This is a genomic window from Phenylobacterium immobile (ATCC 35973) (assembly GCF_001375595.1).
GTDB classification, from domain to species: domain Bacteria; phylum Pseudomonadota; class Alphaproteobacteria; order Caulobacterales; family Caulobacteraceae; genus Phenylobacterium; species Phenylobacterium immobile.
Genome location: NZ_CVJQ01000001.1, coordinates 289,377 through 308,728, shown reverse-complemented (window position 1 = coordinate 308,728; position 19,352 = coordinate 289,377). Strand labels below are relative to the sequence as shown.

The 19,352-nt window shown below is 67.5% G+C and carries 24 protein-coding genes and 1 pseudogene; 18 read left to right on the top strand and 7 right to left on the bottom strand.

Features of this window, described 5'->3' with window-relative positions; all coding sequences use genetic code 11:
• The first annotated feature begins 82 nt into the window (after nt 1-82).
• Genes BN1313_RS01480 through BN1313_RS01460 form a run of 5 tightly spaced genes read left to right on the top strand, consistent with a single transcriptional unit; the run spans nt 83 to nt 3,608 of the window.
• Nucleotides 83-796 (top strand): two-component response regulator ChvI, encoded by a 714-nt coding sequence (locus BN1313_RS01480; protein ID WP_091735620.1) that lies wholly within the window; start codon nt 83-85, stop codon nt 794-796.
• The gene (locus tag BN1313_RS01475; RefSeq protein ID WP_091735618.1) at nt 765-2,417 is read left to right on the top strand and encodes an ATP-binding protein; all 1,653 of its coding nucleotides are present in this window, start codon (nt 765-767) and stop codon (nt 2,415-2,417) included. The genes BN1313_RS01480 and BN1313_RS01475 overlap by 32 nt, the downstream gene beginning before the upstream one ends.
• Nucleotides 2,414-2,854, top strand: a complete 441-nt coding sequence (locus BN1313_RS01470) for an HPr kinase/phosphorylase (RefSeq protein ID WP_091735616.1) — start codon at nt 2,414-2,416, stop codon at nt 2,852-2,854. The genes BN1313_RS01475 and BN1313_RS01470 overlap by 4 nt, the downstream gene beginning before the upstream one ends.
• A 58-nt stretch (nt 2,855-2,912) precedes the next feature.
• Nucleotides 2,913-3,317: a PTS sugar transporter subunit IIA gene (locus BN1313_RS01465; protein WP_091735613.1), complete on the top strand. Its 405-nt coding sequence runs from the start codon at nt 2,913-2,915 to the stop codon at nt 3,315-3,317.
• An 18-nt stretch (nt 3,318-3,335) separates the two neighbouring features.
• Complete coding sequence (locus BN1313_RS01460; RefSeq protein ID WP_091735610.1) at nt 3,336-3,608, top strand: HPr family phosphocarrier protein; 273 nt, start codon at nt 3,336-3,338, stop codon at nt 3,606-3,608.
• 63 nt (nt 3,609-3,671) lie between these two features.
• On the opposite strand, the gene rplS is transcribed toward BN1313_RS01460, so the two are convergent.
• On the bottom strand, nt 3,672-4,055 hold the full coding sequence (gene rplS / locus BN1313_RS01455) for a 50S ribosomal protein L19 (RefSeq protein ID WP_091742089.1): 384 nt from the start codon (nt 4,053-4,055) through the stop codon (nt 3,672-3,674).
• Between the two features lie 21 nt (nt 4,056-4,076).
• Complete coding sequence (trmD, locus tag BN1313_RS01450; RefSeq protein WP_091735607.1) at nt 4,077-4,787, bottom strand: tRNA (guanosine(37)-N1)-methyltransferase TrmD; 711 nt, start codon at nt 4,785-4,787, stop codon at nt 4,077-4,079.
• Between the two features lie 45 nt (nt 4,788-4,832).
• On the opposite strand from trmD, the gene BN1313_RS01445 reads away from it, so the two are divergent.
• Nucleotides 4,833-5,699, top strand: a complete 867-nt coding sequence (locus BN1313_RS01445) for an acyl-CoA thioesterase (RefSeq protein ID WP_091735604.1) — start codon at nt 4,833-4,835, stop codon at nt 5,697-5,699.
• Here the strand turns inward: BN1313_RS01445 and rimM are convergent.
• The 3 genes and pseudogenes from rimM to ffh form a co-directional block, all read right to left on the bottom strand.
• Nucleotides 5,696-6,220, bottom strand: a complete 525-nt coding sequence (gene rimM, locus BN1313_RS01440) for a ribosome maturation factor RimM (RefSeq protein WP_245620055.1) — start codon at nt 6,218-6,220, stop codon at nt 5,696-5,698. The genes BN1313_RS01445 and rimM overlap by 4 nt on opposite strands.
• 173 nt (nt 6,221-6,393) lie before the next feature.
• A pseudogene (gene rpsP / locus BN1313_RS01435) lies at nt 6,394-6,891 on the bottom strand (30S ribosomal protein S16); the annotation flags it as partial.
• A 26-nt stretch (nt 6,892-6,917) separates the two neighbouring features.
• Entirely contained in the window at nt 6,918-8,438 is a 1,521-nt protein-coding gene (gene ffh, locus BN1313_RS01430) for a signal recognition particle protein (RefSeq protein WP_091735598.1), read from the bottom strand.
• Between the two features lie 253 nt (nt 8,439-8,691).
• Between ffh and BN1313_RS01425 the strand changes: the two genes are divergently transcribed.
• From BN1313_RS01425 to BN1313_RS01390, 8 genes are all read left to right on the top strand, one after another.
• On the top strand, nt 8,692-9,240 hold the full coding sequence (locus BN1313_RS01425) for a methylated-DNA--[protein]-cysteine S-methyltransferase (protein WP_091735595.1): 549 nt from the start codon (nt 8,692-8,694) through the stop codon (nt 9,238-9,240).
• Nucleotides 9,240-9,605 carry a DUF4345 family protein gene (locus BN1313_RS01420; protein ID WP_091735592.1) on the top strand — a complete coding sequence of 122 codons (366 nt, stop codon included), beginning with the start codon at nt 9,240-9,242 and terminating at the stop codon, nt 9,603-9,605. The genes BN1313_RS01425 and BN1313_RS01420 overlap by 1 nt, the downstream gene beginning before the upstream one ends.
• 69 nt (nt 9,606-9,674) lie before the next feature.
• Nucleotides 9,675-10,526 (top strand): glutamate racemase, encoded by an 852-nt coding sequence (locus tag BN1313_RS01415; RefSeq protein WP_091735589.1) that lies wholly within the window; start codon nt 9,675-9,677, stop codon nt 10,524-10,526.
• Nucleotides 10,527-10,592: 66 nt separating this feature from the next.
• Complete coding sequence (locus tag BN1313_RS01410; RefSeq protein ID WP_176695857.1) at nt 10,593-11,171, top strand: ATPase; 579 nt, start codon at nt 10,593-10,595, stop codon at nt 11,169-11,171.
• Nucleotides 11,172-11,239: 68 nt separating this feature from the next.
• Nucleotides 11,240-11,803 carry an alkyl hydroperoxide reductase subunit C gene (gene ahpC / locus BN1313_RS01405; protein WP_091735586.1) on the top strand — a complete coding sequence of 188 codons (564 nt, stop codon included), beginning with the start codon at nt 11,240-11,242 and terminating at the stop codon, nt 11,801-11,803.
• Between the two features lie 83 nt (nt 11,804-11,886).
• Nucleotides 11,887-13,491 carry an alkyl hydroperoxide reductase subunit F gene (gene ahpF / locus BN1313_RS01400; RefSeq protein ID WP_091735584.1) on the top strand — a complete coding sequence of 535 codons (1,605 nt, stop codon included), beginning with the start codon at nt 11,887-11,889 and terminating at the stop codon, nt 13,489-13,491.
• Nucleotides 13,488-14,417 carry a hydrogen peroxide-inducible genes activator gene (locus BN1313_RS01395; protein ID WP_091735581.1) on the top strand — a complete coding sequence of 310 codons (930 nt, stop codon included), beginning with the start codon at nt 13,488-13,490 and terminating at the stop codon, nt 14,415-14,417. Before ahpF ends, BN1313_RS01395 begins: the two co-directional genes overlap by 4 nt.
• A 63-nt stretch (nt 14,418-14,480) precedes the next feature.
• A complete protein-coding gene (locus tag BN1313_RS01390) occupies nt 14,481-15,050 on the top strand; it encodes a PadR family transcriptional regulator (protein WP_218054302.1) in 570 nt (189 codons plus the stop codon).
• A 46-nt stretch (nt 15,051-15,096) separates the two neighbouring features.
• On the opposite strand, the gene BN1313_RS16690 is transcribed toward BN1313_RS01390, so the two are convergent.
• The gene (locus BN1313_RS16690) at nt 15,097-15,216 is read right to left on the bottom strand and encodes an endonuclease domain-containing protein (RefSeq protein WP_218054301.1); all 120 of its coding nucleotides are present in this window, start codon (nt 15,214-15,216) and stop codon (nt 15,097-15,099) included.
• A 143-nt stretch (nt 15,217-15,359) separates the two neighbouring features.
• Between BN1313_RS16690 and BN1313_RS01385 the strand changes: the two genes are divergently transcribed.
• The 4 genes from BN1313_RS01385 to mtaB are packed head-to-tail and all read left to right on the top strand — an operon-like array spanning nt 15,360 to nt 18,692.
• Nucleotides 15,360-15,635: a metal/formaldehyde-sensitive transcriptional repressor gene (locus tag BN1313_RS01385; RefSeq protein WP_091735575.1), complete on the top strand. Its 276-nt coding sequence runs from the start codon at nt 15,360-15,362 to the stop codon at nt 15,633-15,635.
• A 10-nt stretch (nt 15,636-15,645) separates the two neighbouring features.
• Nucleotides 15,646-16,581, top strand: a complete 936-nt coding sequence (gene dmeF, locus BN1313_RS01380) for a CDF family Co(II)/Ni(II) efflux transporter DmeF (protein ID WP_091735572.1) — start codon at nt 15,646-15,648, stop codon at nt 16,579-16,581.
• A 39-nt stretch (nt 16,582-16,620) separates the two neighbouring features.
• Nucleotides 16,621-17,448 (top strand): diaminopimelate epimerase, encoded by an 828-nt coding sequence (dapF, locus tag BN1313_RS01375; protein ID WP_091742083.1) that lies wholly within the window; start codon nt 16,621-16,623, stop codon nt 17,446-17,448.
• Nucleotides 17,445-18,692 (top strand): tRNA (N(6)-L-threonylcarbamoyladenosine(37)-C(2))-methylthiotransferase MtaB, encoded by a 1,248-nt coding sequence (gene mtaB, locus BN1313_RS01370; RefSeq protein WP_245620054.1) that lies wholly within the window; start codon nt 17,445-17,447, stop codon nt 18,690-18,692. The genes dapF and mtaB overlap by 4 nt, the downstream gene beginning before the upstream one ends.
• On the opposite strand, the gene BN1313_RS01365 is transcribed toward mtaB, so the two are convergent.
• Nucleotides 18,689-19,318, bottom strand: coding sequence for a trimeric intracellular cation channel family protein (locus BN1313_RS01365; protein ID WP_091735566.1), 630 nt, complete (start codon nt 19,316-19,318; stop codon nt 18,689-18,691). The genes mtaB and BN1313_RS01365 overlap by 4 nt on opposite strands.
• Nucleotides 19,319-19,352 lie beyond the last annotated feature (34 nt).

The window sequence follows — 19,352 nt, the reverse complement described above, 5'->3', positions numbered from 1 at the left end:
GGAACAAGCTGCGCCGTCGCCCCATTCAAGCCATGGTGCGGGGCGAAAGCCTGCCTAGCGATACGAAGGAGCGCCCGACACGATGGCGAAGATCACCCTGGTCGACGATGACGAAAACATCGTCACGTCCGTCAGCCTCGCCCTGGAGAGCCACGGCCATACAGTGACGGCCTACTTCGACGGCGCGGCGGGCCTTGAGGCCTTGGAGAGCGATCCGCCGGATCTGGCTATCCTGGACGTCAAGATGCCCCGCATGGACGGCATGGAAGTGCTCCGCCGCCTGCGCCGCGCGTCCGAAACTCCGGTGATCATCCTGACGTCCAAGGACGACGAAATTGATGAAATCCTCGGCTTTAACCTCGGCGCCGACGACTACATCCACAAGCCCTTCAGCCAACGCCTGCTGATCGAGCGGGTGAAAGCGGTGCTGCGCCGCGCCGGGATCGAAGGCGAGGAGCCGCAGAGCGCGGCGGCCAGCGCCGAGGCCGCCTCGCGCGCCATCAAGCGCGGCAAGCTCACCCTGGATCCGGCGCGCCACGATTGTCTGTGGGAAGGCAAGGCGGTGAAGCTCACTGTCACTGAGTTCCTGCTCCTGCAGTCGCTGGCCCAGCGGCCTGGCTTCGTGAAGAGCCGCGACAACCTGATGGACGCCGCCTACGACGATCAGGTCTATGTCGACGACCGTACGATCGACAGCCACATCAAGCGCATGCGCAAGAAGTTCCGCGACGTCGATCCGGAGTTCGACGCGATCGAAACCCTGTATGGCGTCGGTTACCGCTACCGCGAAACCTGAACCTGGCGACGCCGCGCCGGAGGACCTGACCGGCGCCGCCAGCCCCAAGCCTCGGCGCAGGTCTGGGCGCGGGCGCGCCTTGCCGCGCCTGCGTATGCCGGGGACTCGGCTCGGGCGGTTGATCATCGCGCTCAACCTGATTGGCCTGCTCGTGCTGATCGGCGGGGCCCTGGTGCTCAATGAGCTTCGTCGCGGGCTGGTGGACGCTCGCATTGACAGCCTGACGACCCAGGGCGAGCTGATGGTGCAGATCATCGACCGCGCGGCCACCGTGGGCGAGCCGGAGCCTCGGATGGACTCCGGCTACGCCAGCGAGATCCTGCAGATGCTGGCCAATCCCAAGAGCCAGCGCGCGCGCCTGTTCGACGCCGAAGGTCGCGAGGTGGCCGACAGCGACTGGGTCGCCGACCGGGTCGACACCACCATCCTGCCGCCGGCGAAGGCCCGCGACGACAGCGGCCTCGACCTTCGCCTCACCCGGCCGCCACCGCGCCGCGCCGCGGAAGCCGCGCGGGCGCTGAAGGCTGAGGTCGCCGAAGCCCTGACCGGACGGCACTGGTCGGGTATGCGCGAGGGTGAGCATGGTGAGCGCGTCGTCTCGGTCTCGATCCCGATCCAGCATGTCCAGGCCGTCCTTGGCGTCCTGGTGCTGGAGGCGCGCGATGTCGATGCGATCATCGCCCGCGAACGGGTGGCGCTTATTCCATTCATACTGACGGCCATCGCCACATCGCTGGCGTCTTCTCTTTTGCTCAGCCGGTTGATCGCCCAGCCGGTACTCAGGCTGGCGCGCGCCGCCGACCGCGTGCGCTTGTCGCGGGCCCGGGCGATTTCGCTTCCCGACCTCGCTAGGCGACAAGATGAACTAGGCGATCTGACCCGCTCGCTAGAGGCCATGACCCATGCGCTGTCCGAGCAGATGGACGCTGTGGAAAGCTTCGCCGCCGATGTGGCCCACGAGATCCGCAACCCCTTGACCTCGCTGCGTTCGGCCGTCGAGACCCTGGACCTGGTGAGCGATCCCGTGGCGCGCGAGCGGCTGCTGAAGGTGCTGCAGAACGACGTCCAGCGGCTGGACCGACTGGTCACCGACATCTCCAACGCCTCGCGCCTGGACGCGGAGCTGTCGCGCGACGCGCCGCGACCTGTCGACATGGAGCGTCTGGTCCGCGACATCGTCGGCATCTACCAGGCGGCCGCCAAGCCCGGCGACGCTCAGGTGCAGTTCACACCGTCCAACGCCATGTCGCCGCTGCGGGTGGCGGGGCGCGAGGGTCCGCTCGGCCAGATCGTGCGTAATCTCATCGACAATGCTCGCTCCTTCAGCCCGCCGGACGGGACAGTGGGCGTCACCGTCACCCAGGCGCGCGGACGCGTCCTGGTGGCGGTGGCCGACGAGGGCCCGGGCATCCCGCCGGAAAACCTCGAGACCATCTTCCAGCGCTTCTACACATCAAGACCGAAGGGCGCGGCCTTTGGGGGCAACTCCGGGCTGGGCCTCTCGATCGCCCGGCAGATCGCCGACGCCCACGGCGGATCGCTGCAAGCCAAGAACATCGTTGACCCCCAAGGGACCGTGAAGGGCGCTCTGTTCCTGCTCAGCCTGCCGGTGATGGGGTGAGCGAGGTCCGCCATGCGGGCCTCATCGCGCGCTACAGTTCCAAGGGATGGCGCGGCGTCCTGATCGAAGGTCCCTCCGGGGCAGGCAAGAGCGACCTGGCCTGGCGCGCGCGGGCGGAGGGCTTTCGATTGGTGGCGGACGACCGGGTCGTGGTCTGGGCCAGCGATGGCCGGCTCTTCGGACGGGCGCCGGAGAGGCTTGCGGGCCTGAAGGAATTGCGCGGGGTCGGCGTCCTGGCGGAACCGGCGCTGAGGCTGAGCGAGATCGTGATGATGGTTCGCGCCGGCGCCTCCGAGCGCCTGCCCGACCCCGTCTTCGCAGAGATCGCCGGGGTTAAGTTGCCACTGATCATCATGGGCTTAGCCACCGCCTCGGCCCCTGTGAAATTGGGTCGCGCGCTGAGCGCCTTTGACGAAGGCCCTAACAGGGGTATTTAGGAGCGCTCGCGGAGCTCAATTCGCCGCAGCGGGTGGGGATACCCTTGAAAGAGTTGGCATGATCGGCCTCGTGATCGTGACGCACGGGCGCCTGGCGGAGGAGTTTGTCTCCGCCATGGAGCACGTGGTCGGACCGCAGTCGGCTGTTGAGACGATCTGCATCGGACCGGATGACGACATGGAGCGTCGCCGGCAGGACATCCTTGCGGCCTGCGGGCGGGTTGAAACCGGCGCCGGCGTTATCCTGCTCACCGACATGTTCGGCGGCACGCCGTCCAATCTCGCGATCTCGGTGATGGAGCAGACCCGCGCCGAAGTGATCGCCGGTCTAAACCTGCCGATGCTGATCAAACTCGCCAGCGTGCGCGGCCGTCACGGCCTGGAAGAGGCGGTGGCCTGCGCCCAGGAAGCCGGGCGCAAGTACATCTCGGTTGCATCCTATGTGCTGGCCGGTGAGAAATAACGCTGATTCCCTGAAGGAATGGGCGTGCGTCAGACCGTAGAGATCATCAACAAGCGCGGTCTCCACGCGCGCGCCTCGGCGAAGTTCGTGCGCACGGCGGCGGCCTTCGACGCTGAGGTCACCGTATCCAAGGACGGCCAGACCGTGGACGCTCGCTCGATTATGGGCCTGATGATGCTGGCTGCGGGCGTCGGCTCGACCATCGATATCGAGGCGGAGGGCGCAGACGCGGCGGCCGTCGTCGAAGCCCTAACGGACCTGATCGCTAACCGCTTTGACGAAGGCGAGTAGCGCCAGATACGAAAACGGCGGCCAGTCGCCCGGCCGCCGTCAAATTCGCGGGTTGAAGCGCTTTTAGGCTTCGGTCGTTTCGCGGCGAACGTTCTGGCGTTCGGCGATCCGGGCCGACTTCCCGCGGCGATCGCGCAGGTAGTAGAGCTTGGCGCGACGGACGACGCCGCGGCGCTTCACTTCGATGGATTCGATGTTGGGCGACATGATCGGGAACAGGCGTTCGACGCCCTCGCCGAAAGAGATCTTGCGGACTGTGAAGCTCTCGTCGACGCCTTGGCCGCCGCGGGCGATCACGACGCCTTCGTAGGCCTGGACGCGCTCGCGTTCACCTTCCTTGATGCGCACGTTGACGCGGACGGTGTCGCCGGGGCGGAATTCGGGGATCTGGCGGGCGGCCAGCAGGCGGTCAGCTTCTTCCTGACGCAGGGTCTCAATCACGTTCATGGTCTTCATCCTGTCTTGGGCTTAATCGCCCTTTGGCTGTTGTTTGGCGGGGTTCAGCGCCCATAGGTCTGGACGTCTTTCCCGCGTGGTTTCGTTCCGCATCGCCTGGCGCCACTTCCGGATCTCGGCGTGGTTCCCGCTCAGCAGCACCTCGGGAATGTCGTGGCCCTCGAACGTCCGCGGTCGCGTGTACTGCGGATGCTCGAGGAGACCGTCCTCGAAGCTTTCTTCACTCAGACTTGCGGCCTGCCCAAGAACGCCGGGCGCGAGCCGTACGCACGCTTCGATCGCCACCATCGCGGCGGCCTCGCCACCGGCCAGGACCGCATCGCCGACGGCGATCTCCTCGAACCCGCGCGCGTCGAGCACGCGCTGGTCCACCCCTTCGAAACGGCCGCAGAGGACGATCAGCCCGGGGGCTTTCGACCACGCCGCCACACGCGCCTGGGTCAGGGGCCGACCCCGGGCGCTCATATACAAAAGCGGGCGTTCGCGGCGATCCACGCTGTCCAGCGCAGAAGCGATCACGTCGGCCCGCAGCACTTGTCCTGGGCCGCCCCCTGCCGGGGTGTCGTCCAGGAAGCCGCGCTTATCTTTGGAAAAGTCGCGAATGTCCACTGTTTCCAGGGTCCATAGCCCCTTCTCGCGCCAGGCCGTGCCGATCAAAGACACACCGAGCGGGCCGGGGAAGGCCTCGGGGAACATGGTCAGTACGGAGACATCGAAACCCATGGCCCGGACTTACGCCATGAATGGCCGCCGTGGTAGGCGTGGGTCATGCCGCAAGACGCCCTGACCCTGACCGAGAAGCTGGCCCTGGAGCGGCTCGACGCGAACCTGTTCCGCGGCTTTACCTACACCGAGGGCGAGGACGTGCCGGTCGGGCGCATCTTCGGCGGCCAGGTGGTGGCCCAGGCGCTGGCGGCGGCCTACGCGACCGTGGATGAGCGGCTGTGCCATTCGCTGCACGGATATTTCCTGCGTGCGGGTGATCCGGCGATCCCCATTATCTTCGAGGTGGACCGCGCCCGCGACGGCGGCTCCTTCACGGCCAGGCGGGTGATCGCCATCCAGGACGGCAAGCAGATCTTCAACCTGGCCGCCTCGTTCCAGGCGCCGGAGGAAGGGCTGGAGCACCAGGGGCCGATGCCGGGGCCAGGCCTTCCCGATGGGGCGGTCGCCGCCCAGATGGCGCGCGCGTTCAGTGCGCCGGCCTGGCGGCGCTGGAAGGCCTTCGCCGAGCCGATCGAGATGCGCTACGGCGACGTCGACGACCTGATGGCGCTCGCTCGCGGCGAGGCGCGACCGCCGACCCAGCATGTCTGGTTCCGCTGCAAGGACCTGATCCCCGCAGATCCGCGCCAGCAGCAGATTGCGCTTAGCTACGCCTCCGACCTGACGTTGCTGATGACCGCCACGCGGCCGCATGGGCTAGGACTGGGCAATACCCGCCTGCAACAGGCCAGCCTGGACCACGCCATCTGGTTTCATCGGCCGATGGATTTCAACCAGTGGCACCTCTACGCCAAGGATAGCCCCTCGGCGTCAGGCGGCCGCGGATTCACGCGCGGGTTGATCTATGCTGAGGACGGGACCCTGGTGGCCTCGACCACCCAGGAAGGCCTGATCCGCGTGCGGGCCTAGGCCTCGGACGCGGGGTCGCCTTCGATCTCCACGGGACGCACAGCCACGACGCGGCCCTCGGCGAGCAGGACCTCGGGCACATTTTCGCGGGTGAAGGGCAACCACCAGCTTGGGCCGGCTTCAGGCTGGACCTCGATGAGATCGCCGGCGCCGAAGTCGTGGACGGATTTCACCGTCCCCATGGTCTCGCCCGAAGGACTGACGATCAAAAGGCCGATCAGATCGGCAAGGTAGAACTCATCTTCGTCCGGTTCCGGCAGACGGTCGCGAGGGATGAAGAGGCGCAAGCCCCGCAAGGCCTCGGCCTGCTCGCGGCTCTCGATCTCTTTGGCGCGGGCGATGACGCCGCCCTTCGCGGGGCGGATGGCGGAGAGCGTGAGGCCCGCCGATCCATCCTGCCGCAGAAGGGCGCCGTAGTCGGTCAGCGAAAGCGGGTCGGCCGTGAAGGTCGTGATCCGCACCTCGCCGCGCACGCCGAAGGCGCCGGCGACCCTGGCCACCATGATGAGGTTGTCGGCCAAGGTCGCGAGCTCCGGAGCGCTTAGCCTTCGGCCTTGTCTTCAGTCGGGGCGTCTTCAGTCGGGGCGGGCTCAGCAGCCGGATCCTCGACAGCCGGCTCAGCGGAGGCGGCGGCCTCAACGGCTTCGGCGGCGGCTTCAGCAGCCACGACTTCTTCAGCAACGGGAGCTTCTTCAGCGGTCGCCGCCTCTTCGGCCGGCGCAGCTTCAGCGGCCGGCGCCTCGTCGGCGATGGGAGCTTCCTCAGCGACGGGCTCGGGCTCCGGCGCGGGATTGGCGGCGGCTTCAGCGGCCGCAGCGGCCGCAGCGGCCTTGGCGTCTTCCAGCGCCTGGGCGCGGTCAGCTTCGCGCTTCACCTTCTCCTCGGCGCGCTCCTTGGCCTTGTCGCCCGGCAGACCCTGCTTGGGGTTGTTGCCTGACTTCCAGGTCCCGACGCCTTGCAGCGACAGTTCGCGGGCGACGCGGTCGGTCGGCTGGGCGCCCTTGGACATCCATTCCTGGATGCGTTCGATCTTCAGGACGACGCGGTTCGGGTCGTCCTTCTTCAGCAGCGGGTTGTAGGAGCCCACCTTCTCGATGAAGCGGCCATCGCGCGCGGAGTGGCTGTCGGCGATGACGATCGAGTAGTAGGGGCGCTTCTTGGCGCCGCCACGGGCGAGACGGATCTTCAGCATTTCAGTTAAGTCCTTGGTTCTTCGTTCTATTTTTTGAAGGGATTGAAGCCCGGCGGCAGACCGCCGCCCATTCCTGGTAAACGGGGACCCGGAAGTTTCAAACTGCCAGGACCGCCGAGCTTGGCGGCCATGTCGTCGATCTCTTGCTGGCTCGGCATGGACGTCTTGCCGCCGCCCATGGCCTTCAGCGGATTGGCGCCGCCGCCGCCGAACATCTGGGCCATCTGGGCGAAGCCCTTGCCGCCGCCCTTGCTCATCGCCTTGAAGGCGTCGGCCATCTGGCGGTGCTGTTTCAGCAAGCGGTTGACCTCGGCCACGTCGACGCCGGCGCCGGCGGCGATGCGGCGCTTGCGCGAGGCCTGCAGCACGTCGGGCTTCTTGCGCTCGGCCTTGGTCATGGAGCTGATGATCGCCGCCTGACGGTCCAGCATCTTGTCGCTAACGTTGGCCTCGGCGATCTGCTTCTTCATCTTCTGGACGCCGGGCAGGAAGCCCATCAGGCCGTCCATGCCGCCCATGCGCTTCATCTGCGCCAGCTGGTCGGCCATCATCTCAAGGTCGAACTGACCCTTGGCCAGCTTGCGGGCCATGGCCTCGGCGTTGGCGACGTCGAGATCCTGGGTCGCCTTCTCGACGAGCGCGACAACGTCGCCCTGGCCCAGGATGCGGCCGGCGACGCGACGGGCGTCGAAGGCGTCGAGGCCGTCGATCTTCTCCGAGACGCCCAAAAACTTGATCGGCAGGCCGGTGACGGCGCGCATGGAGAGCGCCGCGCCGCCGCGGCCGTCGCCGTCGGCGCGGGTCAGGACCAGGCCGGTCAGCGGCAGGCGTTCATGGAAGGCGCGGGCGGTGCGTACGGCATCCTGACCGGTCAGGCTGTCGGCGACGAGCAGGGTTTCCGAGGGCGTCGCAATGCGGGCGATCTCGGACGCCTCGCTCATCATCGCTTCGTCCAGCGTCGTGCGGCCGGCGGTGTCGAGGATGAGGATGTCGAAGCCCTGGAGCCTGGCGGCCGTCATGGCGCGGCGGGCGATGTCCGGGGCGGCCTGGCCGGCGACGATCGGCAGGCTTTCCGCGCCAGCCTGGGTCGCCAGCATCGCCAGCTGCTCCATGGCGGCCGGGCGGCGGGTGTCGAGCGAGGCCAGCAGGACCTTCTTGCGCTCTTTGACGAGGCGGAGCGCCAGCTTGCCGGCCGTGGTCGTCTTGCCCGAGCCCTGGAGGCCGGCCATCAGGATCACGCTGGGCGGGTTGAGCGAGAGGTTCAGGCCCTCGGGCTCGCCTTCGCCGCCGAGCATTTCGACAAGCCCGTCGTAGGTGATCTTGACGATCTGGTCGGCCGGACGGACCGAGCGGATCACCGCCTCGCCGGAGGCGCGCTCCTTGGCCTTGGCGATGAAGTCGCGCACGACGGGAAGCGCGACGTCGGCCTCCAGCAGGGCGACCCGCACCTCGCGCAGGACTTCGTCGATGTCCTTGTCAGACAGGACGCCGCGACCGGAGAGCCGGTCGAAAACCCCTGACAGACGATCTGTGAGCGCGTCGAACATCAAAACCTCATGGACCAAACACAGTCATCCCCCGTGGACGATTGCGTCGACGGGGGTCCTCGCCGCCCTCGTCCCATATGGTGGTGGGGGTCGTGGCGGTGGAGGGCGCTGACCAAGGTTGGCGCCGGAAGGGGCGGCTTATGCGCCGAACAGTGCAAATAATCAACGTTCGCTGTTCTTGCGGGATGAGCGGCTTAGCGTCCGTGTCCGAAATCCGCCAGCGTGCGGGGCGGTTCGGGGGTAGGCTCGCCTCATGATCCACTACGTCATCTTTGAAACAGCTATCGGCTTTGCGGCCCTGGCCTGGGGCGACAAGGGCCTTGTGGGCGTGCGCCTGCCGGAGCCGGACGCCGAGCGATCGCGGGGGCGGCTCTTGGCGCGCTTTCCGGGCGCGGTCGAGGCGGCGCCGACGGCGAAGATCCTGCGCGCCATGGACGGCGTCCGCGCCTTGTTGCGCGGCGAGAAGGACGACCTTGCGGACATCGCGATTGAGGCGGACCGCGTCCCGGCGTTCAACGCGCAGGTCTATGAGATCGCCCGCGCGATCCCGCCGGGGGAGACCATGACCTATGGTCAGATCGCCGAGGAGCTGGGCGACAAGCTCCTGGCGCGCGATGTCGGCCAGGCCCTGGGTCAGAATCCCTGGCCGATCGTCGTGCCTTGTCATCGTGTGACAGCGGCGGGCGGCAAGCTGGGCGGGTTCTCGGCGCCGGGCGGGGCGGCGACCAAGCTGAAGCTGCTGGCGATCGAGGGCGCGGCGGTGGTCGCCGCTCAGAAGCTCAAGCAGCCGTCGCTGTTCTGATGGAGAGACGTGTCCTCCAGATCGCGATCGCCATCGCCAGCTTCGTGCCGATCGGCGCCGGCGGCTGGGGCGTGATCGGCGGCTTCGACCAGGGCGCAGCCCTGCACGACAACCATGTGCGCTACCTCTCGGGCCTGTTGCTGGGCATTGGCCTTGTCTATGTCTGGACGATCCCGACAATCGAGCGGCGCGGGGCGGTGGTGCGCGCTCTGGCGACGATCATCGTCGTCGGCGGGCTGGCGCGGTTGGCGGACGCCTTCCACGCCGGGTTCGCGCCGGGCGTGGTCCTGCCGCTGGTCATGGAACTGGGCGTCACGCCGGCCCTGGCCCTCTGGCGCGAGCGGGTGGAACGGGTTTACGCCTAGAGCGCGTCAGGGTGAAGCGGAGGCCGGTTCACCCGTCCGACGCGCTCTAAATTTTCAAGGTTCTGGCCCATGGCGATTGGCGTTTTCGATTCCGGCGTCGGCGGGCTGACCGTCCATCACAGGCTGGTGGAGCGGTTTCCCAAGGCGGACTTTGTCTATCTGGCCGACCAGGCCAATGCGCCCTATGGCGGCCGGCCCGGCGAGGAGATCGTCGAGCTGACCAAGGCCGGCTGCGAGCGGCTGTTCCGCGAGGGGTGCGACCTCATCGTGCTCGCCTGCAACACGGCGTCAGGCATCGCGCTTAGACGATTGCAGCAGACCTGGTTGCCCGGCCTCAGGCGTGACCTCGGCCGGCCGGTGAACATCCTGGGCATCATCGTGCCGACCATCGAGGCGGCCACGGGCCTGCCCTGGGAGCATGAGGCCGAGCGGCGCGGCGATAAGGTCGAGAAGCTGGACGTGCTGGCGGTCTTCTCAACCCCGGCGACCGCGAAGAGCCGCGTCTACGAGATCGAGATCGACAAGCGCCGGCAGGACGTCGCCGTCTTCTCCGAACCCTGCCCGAACCTGGCAACCCTGATCGAGCAGGGCGCCACGGCCTCGGTCCTCGCCGCCGAGATCGAGGGCCATGTGGCGAAGATCACCGCCCGCATCGGTCGCGCGCCAGACCGCGCGATCCTGGGCTGCACCCACTATGAGATCGTCGCCGACATCTTCCGTGCTGCCTTGAAGCCTGGCACGCCCGTCATCCATCAGCCGGTAGCGACCGCCGACGCCTTGACGCGCTACCTGGAGCGACACCCGGAGTTTGATCCGGGGGCCTATGGCGGCCGCCGGTTCCTGACCACCGGCAAGCCTGGCCTGCAACCGGCGTTGACACAGACCTTCTGGGGCGCGCCGATCAGCTTCGAGCCGGCCTGAATTCTTCCTCTCCCCCGAGGGGAGAGGGTGCGCTATTTTGGGGCTCGCGCGCGGGGAGAAACGCCGATGAGGTCCATGATCCTGGCGATCGGCCTGTTGTGCTGCGCCGGCGCGGCGCGGGCCGAGGTGACGGACCGGTCGGCGGCCGGGTTCGAGGTCGTCCACACGTTTGAAACAACCAAGCCGCCCGCCATTGTCTGGGCGGGTGTCCTCCGGCCCGCGATGTGGTGGAGCAAGGACCACACATGGTCGGGCGCGGCTGAAAACCTTTCCATGGACCCGGACCGGGGCTGCTTCTGCGAGACCTTGCCCAAGGGTGAAGTGCGGCATCTTTCGATCGTCTTCAAAGACGACAGCACCCATCAACTGCGGCTGGAGGGCGCGCTTGGCCCCCTGGTGTTCACCGGCGCCACGGGCCATCTCGGTTTCGTCGTCACCCCGACAGCGTCGGGTTCGAAGGTGACGCTGACCTATGATGTCGGCGGCTACGCCAAGGGCGGATTGGCGGAGACCTGGGCGGGGCCGGTCGATGCGGTGCTGGGCGAGCAGATGGCGCGGCTGAAGGCGCTTCTCGACCCCTCTCCTGCGAGAAGAGACGATTCATCCCCGGGTGGAGGCATAGACCGCTTCGATACGAAAAGATGATTTAATCGATTTGTCCTTGCGGGCCCGCCCCCCTAGATATGGCCTCCGACATTGCCAGGGAGAGCTCCATGTCCGTTTTGAACACCACCGTGAAACCCTTCAACGCCACGGCCTACAAGTCCGGCCAGTTCGTCGACGTCAGCGACGCCGACCTGAAGGGCAAGTGGTCGATCTTCTTCTTCTATCCGGCCGACTTCACTTTCGTCTGCCCGACCGAACTGGAAGACCTGGCTGACCACTACGCCGAGCTGCAAGGCCTGGGCGTCGAGGTCTATTCGGTCTCGACCGACACGCACTTCAGCCACAAGGCCTGGCACGACAGCAGCCCGGCCATCAGCAAGATCAACTACTTCATGGTCGGCGATCAGTCGGGCGCCATCACCAACAACTTCGAAGTGATGCGTCCGGGCGTCGGCCTGGCCGACCGTGGCACCTTCGTCGTCGATCCCGACGGCGTGATCCAAGCCATGGAAATCACCGCCGAAGGCATCGGCCGCAACGCCGCTGAACTCGTCCGCAAGGTGAAGGCGGGCATCTACGTTCGCGAACACCCGGGCGAAGTCTGCCCGGCGAAGTGGGAAGAAGGCTCGGCCACCCTGGCGCCGTCTCTCGACCTCGTCGGCAAGATCTAAGCACTACGGATCAGGCGTCGTCCGCAGCGAAAGCTCCGGGCGGCGCCCCCTCCGCCTCCCCCCTGTGAATCGGAGTTATCGCCATGTTGGACCAAGCCCTGAAGGGCCAGCTGAAAACCTACCTCGGCAACCTGCGTCAGCCGATCGAACTGGTCGCGTCCCTCGATGACGGCGCCCGCTCGGCCGAGATGCGCAGCCTGCTTGAGGATGTGGCGGCGCAATCCGACAAGGTCAGCCTGAACCTGGCCGGCGCCGATGCGCGCGTGCCCTCCTTCGCCATCACCCGGGCCGCAGGCGACGCCGATGCGCGTTTCGCCGGCCTGCCGATGGGGCATGAATTCTCCTCGCTGGTGCTGGCGCTGCTGCACGTCGGCGGCCACCCGCCGAAGATCGACCCCGAGCTCATCGAGCGCATCAAGGCGCTGCCCGGCGAGTACCGGTTCGAGACCTATTTCTCGCAGACCTGCCAGAACTGTCCGGACGTGGTGCAGGCCCTGAACACCATGGCCTCGATCAATCCGAACATTCACCACGTCGCCATCGACGGCGCCTTCTTCCAGGAGGAAGTCGAGGCCCGCCAGGTGATGGCGGTGCCGACCGTCCTGCTGAACGGCGAACCCTTCGCCCAGGGCCGGATGACCATCGACCAGATCATGGCCAAGCTGGACACCGGCGCCGCCGCCCGCGACGCCGAGAAGATCAAGGCCAAGGACGCCTTTGACGTCCTGGTGGTCGGCGGCGGGCCTGCCGGCGCGGCGGCGGCGGTCTATGCGGCGCGCAAGGGCATCCGCACTGGCGTCGCGGCCGAACGCTTCGGCGGCCAGGTGCTGGACACCATGGCCATCGAGAACTTCATCTCAGTCTCGCATACCGAAGGCCCCAAGCTGGCGGCCAACCTGGAACAGCACGTCAAGGACTATGAGGTCGACGTGATGAACCTGCAGAAGGCGACGGCGCTCATCGCGCCCAGCCAGCCCGGCGGCCTGGTCGAGATCAAGCTCGAGAACGGCGCGAGCCTGAAGTCGAAGACCGTCATCCTGTCGACCGGCGCCCGCTGGCGGCAGATGAACGTCCCCGGCGAGGACCAGTACCGCAACAAGGGCGTGGCCTACTGCCCGCACTGCGACGGCCCCCTCTACAAGGGCAAGCGCGTGGCGGTGATTGGCGGCGGTAATTCGGGCGTGGAAGCCGCGATCGACCTGGCCGGCATCACCGCCCACGTCACCCTGATCGAGTTCGACAGTGACCTGCGCGCCGACGCTGTCCTGCAACGCAAGCTGGCGACCCTGCCCAACGTCAGGGTCATCACCTCGGCGCTGACGACCGAGGTGCTGGGCGACGGTTCAAAGGTGGTGGGCCTGCGCTACAAGGACCGCAATTCGGAGGAACACCACGAAGTCGCGCTGGAAGGCATCTTCGTTCAGATCGGCCTGGTGCCGAACACCGAGTGGCTGAGGGACTCCGTGGCCCTGACGCCGCGTGGCGAGATCGAGGTCGACTATCGCGGCCAGACCTCGATCCCTGGCGTGTTTGCGGCGGGCGATGCGACAACGACGCCCTATAAGCAGATCGTCATCGCCATGGGCGACGGCTCCAAGGCGGCGCTCTCGGCCTTCGACTATCTGATCCGGTTGCCGGCCGAGGATACGACCGAGGCTCATGCGCAGGCCGGCATGGTCGCCGCTTGACGCTGCCGACGATCCGGCAGCTGCAATACCTCAAGGTCCTTGCCGAGGCGGGCAGCTTCGGCAAGGCCGCTCTCGCCGCCCATGTGACCCAGCCGACGCTGTCGGCCGGCATCCAGGAGTTGGAGCGCACGCTGGGCGCGCCCGTGGTCGAGCGGGCGCGGTCCGGCGTCATCCTGACGCCGGTGGGCCAGGAGGCGCTTCGCCGCGCCACCACCATCCTCAACGAGGCCGAGGAACTGGTTGAGGCGGCCAAGAACGTCGCCCAGCCGCTGGCCGGGCGGTTCCGCCTGGGCGTTATTCCGACGATCGCGCCGTTCCTGCTGCCGCGCGTGTTGCCCCTGCTGCGCGAACAGTTTCCCAAGCTTCGGCTCTTCCTGCGCGAAGACCTGACGACCCGGTTGATCAGCGCCTTGCGCGCCGGACAACTGGACGCGGCCCTGATCGCCCTGCCCTTCGACACGTCAGGCCTGCAGTACGCGCATGTGGCGCACGATGAACTGATGGCGGCCCTGCCTGCCGACAACCGGCTGGCGGCCCAGGCCACGGCGACGCCCAGCGAGCTGGAGCGCGAGGGGCTGATCCTGCTGGAGGACGGCCACTGCCTGCGTGAGCATGCCCTGGCCGCCTGTGGCCTGCGCCCGCCGCGAGCCTCGGACGAGGAGAGCTTCGCGGCGACCTCCCTGCCGACCCTGGTGCAGATGGTGGGGTCGGGGCTGGGGGTGAGCTTCCTGCCGAAGATGGCGGTGGACGCAGGGCTCGCCGACACGGCGCACATCGCCATCCGGCCGATCGTCGCCGACGATCCCAGCCGCGAGATCGTCGTCGCCTGGCGCGCCGGGTCAAACCGGCGTGCGGAGGGCGAACTGCTGGCCCGCACCCTCCAGAGCGCCCTGGAAAAAGAAATAATTCCGACATATCGAAAATAGGTCTTGCGACGGTCCGATATATCGATATATCTACGAAATAGACATATCGAAATAGGATCGAAGATGCATAGACACTTCCATAATCACGAACATAAGCGCTTTGGCCGTCATCCCTTCGGCGGTCCTGGCATGCGCGGCGAGCGGCCTGAAGGTCGTCGCGAAGGCCGGGGCCGTCCCGGTCGCGTCCTGGGTCACGGCGATCTTCGCCTGGTGATCCTTGCCCTCATCGAAGAGCAACCGCGCCACGGCTATGAACTGATCAAGGCCTTGGAGGATCGCACCGGCGGCGCCTATCGGCCGAGCCCAGGCGTCATCTATCCGACGCTGTCACTGCTCGAAGACGAAGGTCTGATCCGGCCGCAGAACGGCGAAAGCGCCCGCAAGCTCTTTGAATTGACCGAAGCCGGCTTCGCCGAACTTGAAGTCAACCGCGCCCAGATCGCCGCCATGATGGCGCGCATCGACAGCGCCGGCGAAGGCGCCGACACGATCCGTCCGCGGATCATGCGGGCCCGCGCCAACCTCGACTTCGCGCTGAAGGCGCGATTGGGTCGCCGGCCGATCTCGGCCGACGAAATTGACCGAGTTGTCGCCTTGCTGGACGAAGCCGCGAGCGCGATCGAGAAGGTGTGAGGGTAGGGCGGTAGCCCCCTTCCTTCTCCCACAAGGGCAGAGGGGTTCAGTCATCCAGCGCGGATTTCAAACCGATGGCGGCCATGATCGCCTGCTGGACCTGATGATCCACGGCGTTGATCTGACTGTTCGAGAAGCGAAGCACGCGGAAGCCGTTGGCGGTCACTGTGAGGTCGCTGGTTAGCGGATCTGCTGTCGCGCGGATGGGGAAGCAGACCCCTCATCCGTCGACCTGCGGCCGCCACCTTCTCCCCCAAGGGGAGAAGGAAAGGTTTCACATCGTGCCGAGATGGTATAGGGGGGTACCCTATGTCGCACACCACGGAACACAAGGCCCAGCTCCTGGCCCGCATCCGGCGGATCGCCGGGCAGGTCGCCGCGATTGAGAAGGCGATCAGCGATGAGGCGGGCTGTTCGGCCATCCTCCATCAGGTCGCCGGCGTCCGCGGCGCGGTGCTCGGCCTCATGGACGAGCTGGTCGAGGAGCATGTCATTGAACACGTCGCTAAGCCTGGTCTTACCGAGGTCGAGCGGTCCGACGGCGCACGCGAGTTGATCGCGGCGGTGCGGCGGTACGGCAAGTAGGAGCGCCTCCATGACCCACGACCACGTCTACCTAAGCCCGCAGCACGACGAGAACACCCGCCGCACCTTGTGGGTGGTGGCGCTGACCGCCGCCATGATGGCGGGCGAGATCGTCGCCGGCATCGCGTTCAACTCCATGTCGCTCCTGGCCGATGGCTTCCACATGGCGACCCACGCCGGCGCGCTCGCGCTGGCGGCGGCGGCCTACGCCTACGCCAAGCGGCACGCGCGGTCGGGCCGCTACAGCTTCGGCGCGGGCAAGGTGGGCGATCTCGCCGGGTTCTCGTCGGCGCTGATCCTGGGTCTGGTGGCCATCGGCATCGGCGTGGAGTCGGTGCAGCGCCTGGTCGATCCGCGGCCTGTGGCCTTCGGCGAGGCGACGATCATCGCCATTGTCGGCCTGCTGGTGAACCTGGTCAGCGCGCTGCTGCTGGGCGGCGGCCATTCCCATTCCCATGGCCATGGCGGGCATGGACATGATCATGGGCATGCTCATCACGACCATGATGATCATCATCACGACCATGGGCGCGCGCCCAAGGCTCACGATAACAATATGCGCGCGGCGTACGTCCACGTGCTTGCGGACGCGCTCACGTCCGTGCTGGCGATCGCCGCCCTTCTGGGCGGGCGGTTCTTGGGCTGGGTCTGGCTCGATCCGCTCATGGGCCTCGTCGGCGCCGCGGTGATCCTCAGCTGGGCCTGGACCCTGATCCGTGACACCTCGGCCGTGCTGCTCGACGCCTGCGATGCGAAGCTGGAGGCCGAGATCCGCCAGGAGGTTGAGGGTCCGGGCGACGCCCTGATCACCGACCTGCATGTCTGGCGCGTCGGCCCTACGGCCCACGCCGCCATCGTCAGCGTCACCGGCGCGAGCCACGCGGTCGTGCGCCACCGCGTCGCCACGGTCCACGAGATCGTCCATCTGACGGTGGAGACGGCGTAGGCGTGCGTTGCGGGGGCTTTGCGCCTATATAGCGCGGCCATGACCCGCCCCTTCCTGAAGATGAACGGCCTCGGCAACGATTTTGTCGTGGTCGAGACGAAGTCCGCGCCCTTCGCGCCGACGCCGGAAGAGATCCGCGCCATTGCCGTGCGTGACGGCGGGATTGGTTGCGATCAAGTCATCGCCATCGATCCGCCCAGCGCCGACGGCGCGCAGGCCTTTGTCCGGTTCTGGAACGCCGATGGAGAGGAAGTCTCGGCCTGCGGCAATGGCACACGCTGCGCGGGCTGGATCCTCATGCAGCAGGCGGGGAGCGATGAGGTCGTCATCGACACCAAGGCCGGCCGGCTGATCGCGGCACGCGCGGGCGAGCGCTTGGTCAGCGTCGATATGGGGGAGCCGGGCCTCGGTTGGGAACAGATTCCGCTAGCCTCCGAGCAGGACACTGAGGCGCTGGGCGTCGTCCTGTTCGAGCACGCCGTATTGATGGCGCCGCCGGGCTGTGTCTCCATGGGAAATCCGCATGTGGTGTTCTTCGTGCCGGACATCGACGCCGCGCCGATCCGCGCCGCCGGTCCGATGGTCGAGCGCCATCCTCTGTTTCCTGAGCACGTGAACGTCGGCTTCGCTGAGATCCTGGATCGCGACCGCATCCGTCTGCGCGTCTGGGAGCGTGGCGCTGGCCTGACCAGGGCCTGCGGCACGGGCGCCTGCGCGGCCCTGGTCGCCGCGGCCCGCCGCGGTTTGACCGATCGCGAGGCGACAGTCGTGCTTGACGGCGGGGAGCTGTTCATCGACTGGCGCGACGACGGCCACGTCATCATGACCGGTCCTGCCGCCGTCGATTTCGCCGGCGAGCTTCCGTGACCGTAGAGATCGTCACCTTCGGCTGCCGACTGAACGCCTATGAAAGCGAGGTCATCCGCCAGCGCGCCGCAGAGGATGGTCTGGAGGACGCCGTCGTCTTTAACACCTGCGCGGTGACCGGCGAGGCCGTGCGCCAGGCGCGCCAGGCGATCCGCAAGGCGCGGCGCGAGCGGCCCAACGCAAAGGTCATCGTCACCGGCTGCGCCGCGCAGATCGACAGCGCCGCCTTCGCCGGCATGGCCGAGGTCGACCTGGTGCTGGGCAACGCCGAGAAGACCGGGGCCGGCGCCTACCGCATCGACACGCACGCGCCGGTTACGCGGGTGCGGGTCAACGACATCATGAGCGTGCGCGAGACCGCCGGCCACCTGATCGACGGGCTGAAGGATCGCGCCCGGGCCTATGTGGAGGTGCAGAACGGATGCGACCACCGCTGCACCTTCTGCGTCATCCCCTTTGGCCGCGGAAATTCGCGATCGGCGGCGGCGGGCGAGGTGGTCGAACAGATCCGCAAGCTGACGGCCCAGGGCTATCTGGAGGTGGTGCTGACCGGCGTCGACATCACCAGCTGGGGTCAGGACCTGCCGGGCCAGCCGACGCTGGGGCAGCTGGTGGCGCGCATCCTCAAGCTCGTCCCCGACCTGCCGCGGCTGCGTCTATCGTCGATCGACGCGGCCGAGATCGACCCCGACCTGATGCGGTGCCTGGCGGAGGAGCCGCGGCTCGCCCCTTATCTGCACCTGTCGCTGCAGGCGGGCGACGACATGATCCTGAAGCGGATGAAGCGCCGCCACAGTCGCGCCGATGCGCTCAGGCTGGTGGCCGATGTGCGCGCGGTGCGACCGGACACGGCTTTCGGCGCCGACCTGATCGCCGGCTTCCCGACCGAGACCGACGAGATGTTCGAGAACACTCTGGCGCTGGTCGAAGAAGCGGGTCTGGCGTTCCTGCACGTCTTCCCCTTCAGTCCGCGACCGGGAACGCCGGCGGCGAAGATGCCGCAAGTGTCGCGGGCGGTGGTCAAGGCCCGCGCTGCGCGCTTGCGGGCGGCGGGCGACGCCGCGCTGGCGCGTCATCTGGATGGCCAGGTCGGCCGGACGCTGGAGGTGCTGGTCGAGCGCGAAGGCGTCGCCCGGGCGGCGGATTTCACCGAGATCGCCTTCTCATGCGCGACGGAGCCCGGCGCCATGGCCGCCCTGACCATCGCTGGCCACGACGGACGTCGGGCGCTGGCCACCGCCTAATGCGGGGAGGGCGTCCGCCCCCGGAAGCCCGGCAGCGACCAACCCTGCAAGATTGCGCCGGCCCGGACGCCGAAAGCGGAGACGAAGCCGACCATGGCCGCAAGGCCGAGGGGCGCGCCGAGCTCGGTTAGACCCACGAAGGTTGAGGCGCCCAGGAGCACAGGGGTCACGGCGAGTTCGCGCCGCAGCAGCACCGAGGGCTCTTCGGCCAGCACGTCACGGATGACGCCGCCGAACGTCGCGGTGAGCACCCCCATGACCACACAACTGAACGGCGGGGCGCCCAGCGCTTGGGCCTTTGCAGCGCCGACCAGGGCGTAGGCGGCCATCCCGAGGGCGTCGAGCCAGAGCAGCAGCCGAAACCGCGTGGCGCCTACGCCGAACACCCAGACGGCGGCGGCTGCGGCCAGACAGGCGACCAAATAGCTGGGCTTGGCCACCCAGAAGACGTCCGTATCCAGAAGAAGGTCGCGCAGCGTGCCGCCGCCCACGCCGGTGACGGCGGCGAAGAAGCCGAAGGTGATGATGTCATGCTGCCGCCGGGCTGCGGCGATCGCGCCAGTCGCGCCAAAGACAGCAACGGCGCCGTAGTCGAGCACAGTGAGGGTGGCGGTCAGCGCGTCCATCGGGAAGGTTTGCGGGCTCGCGCGGCGGATCGCA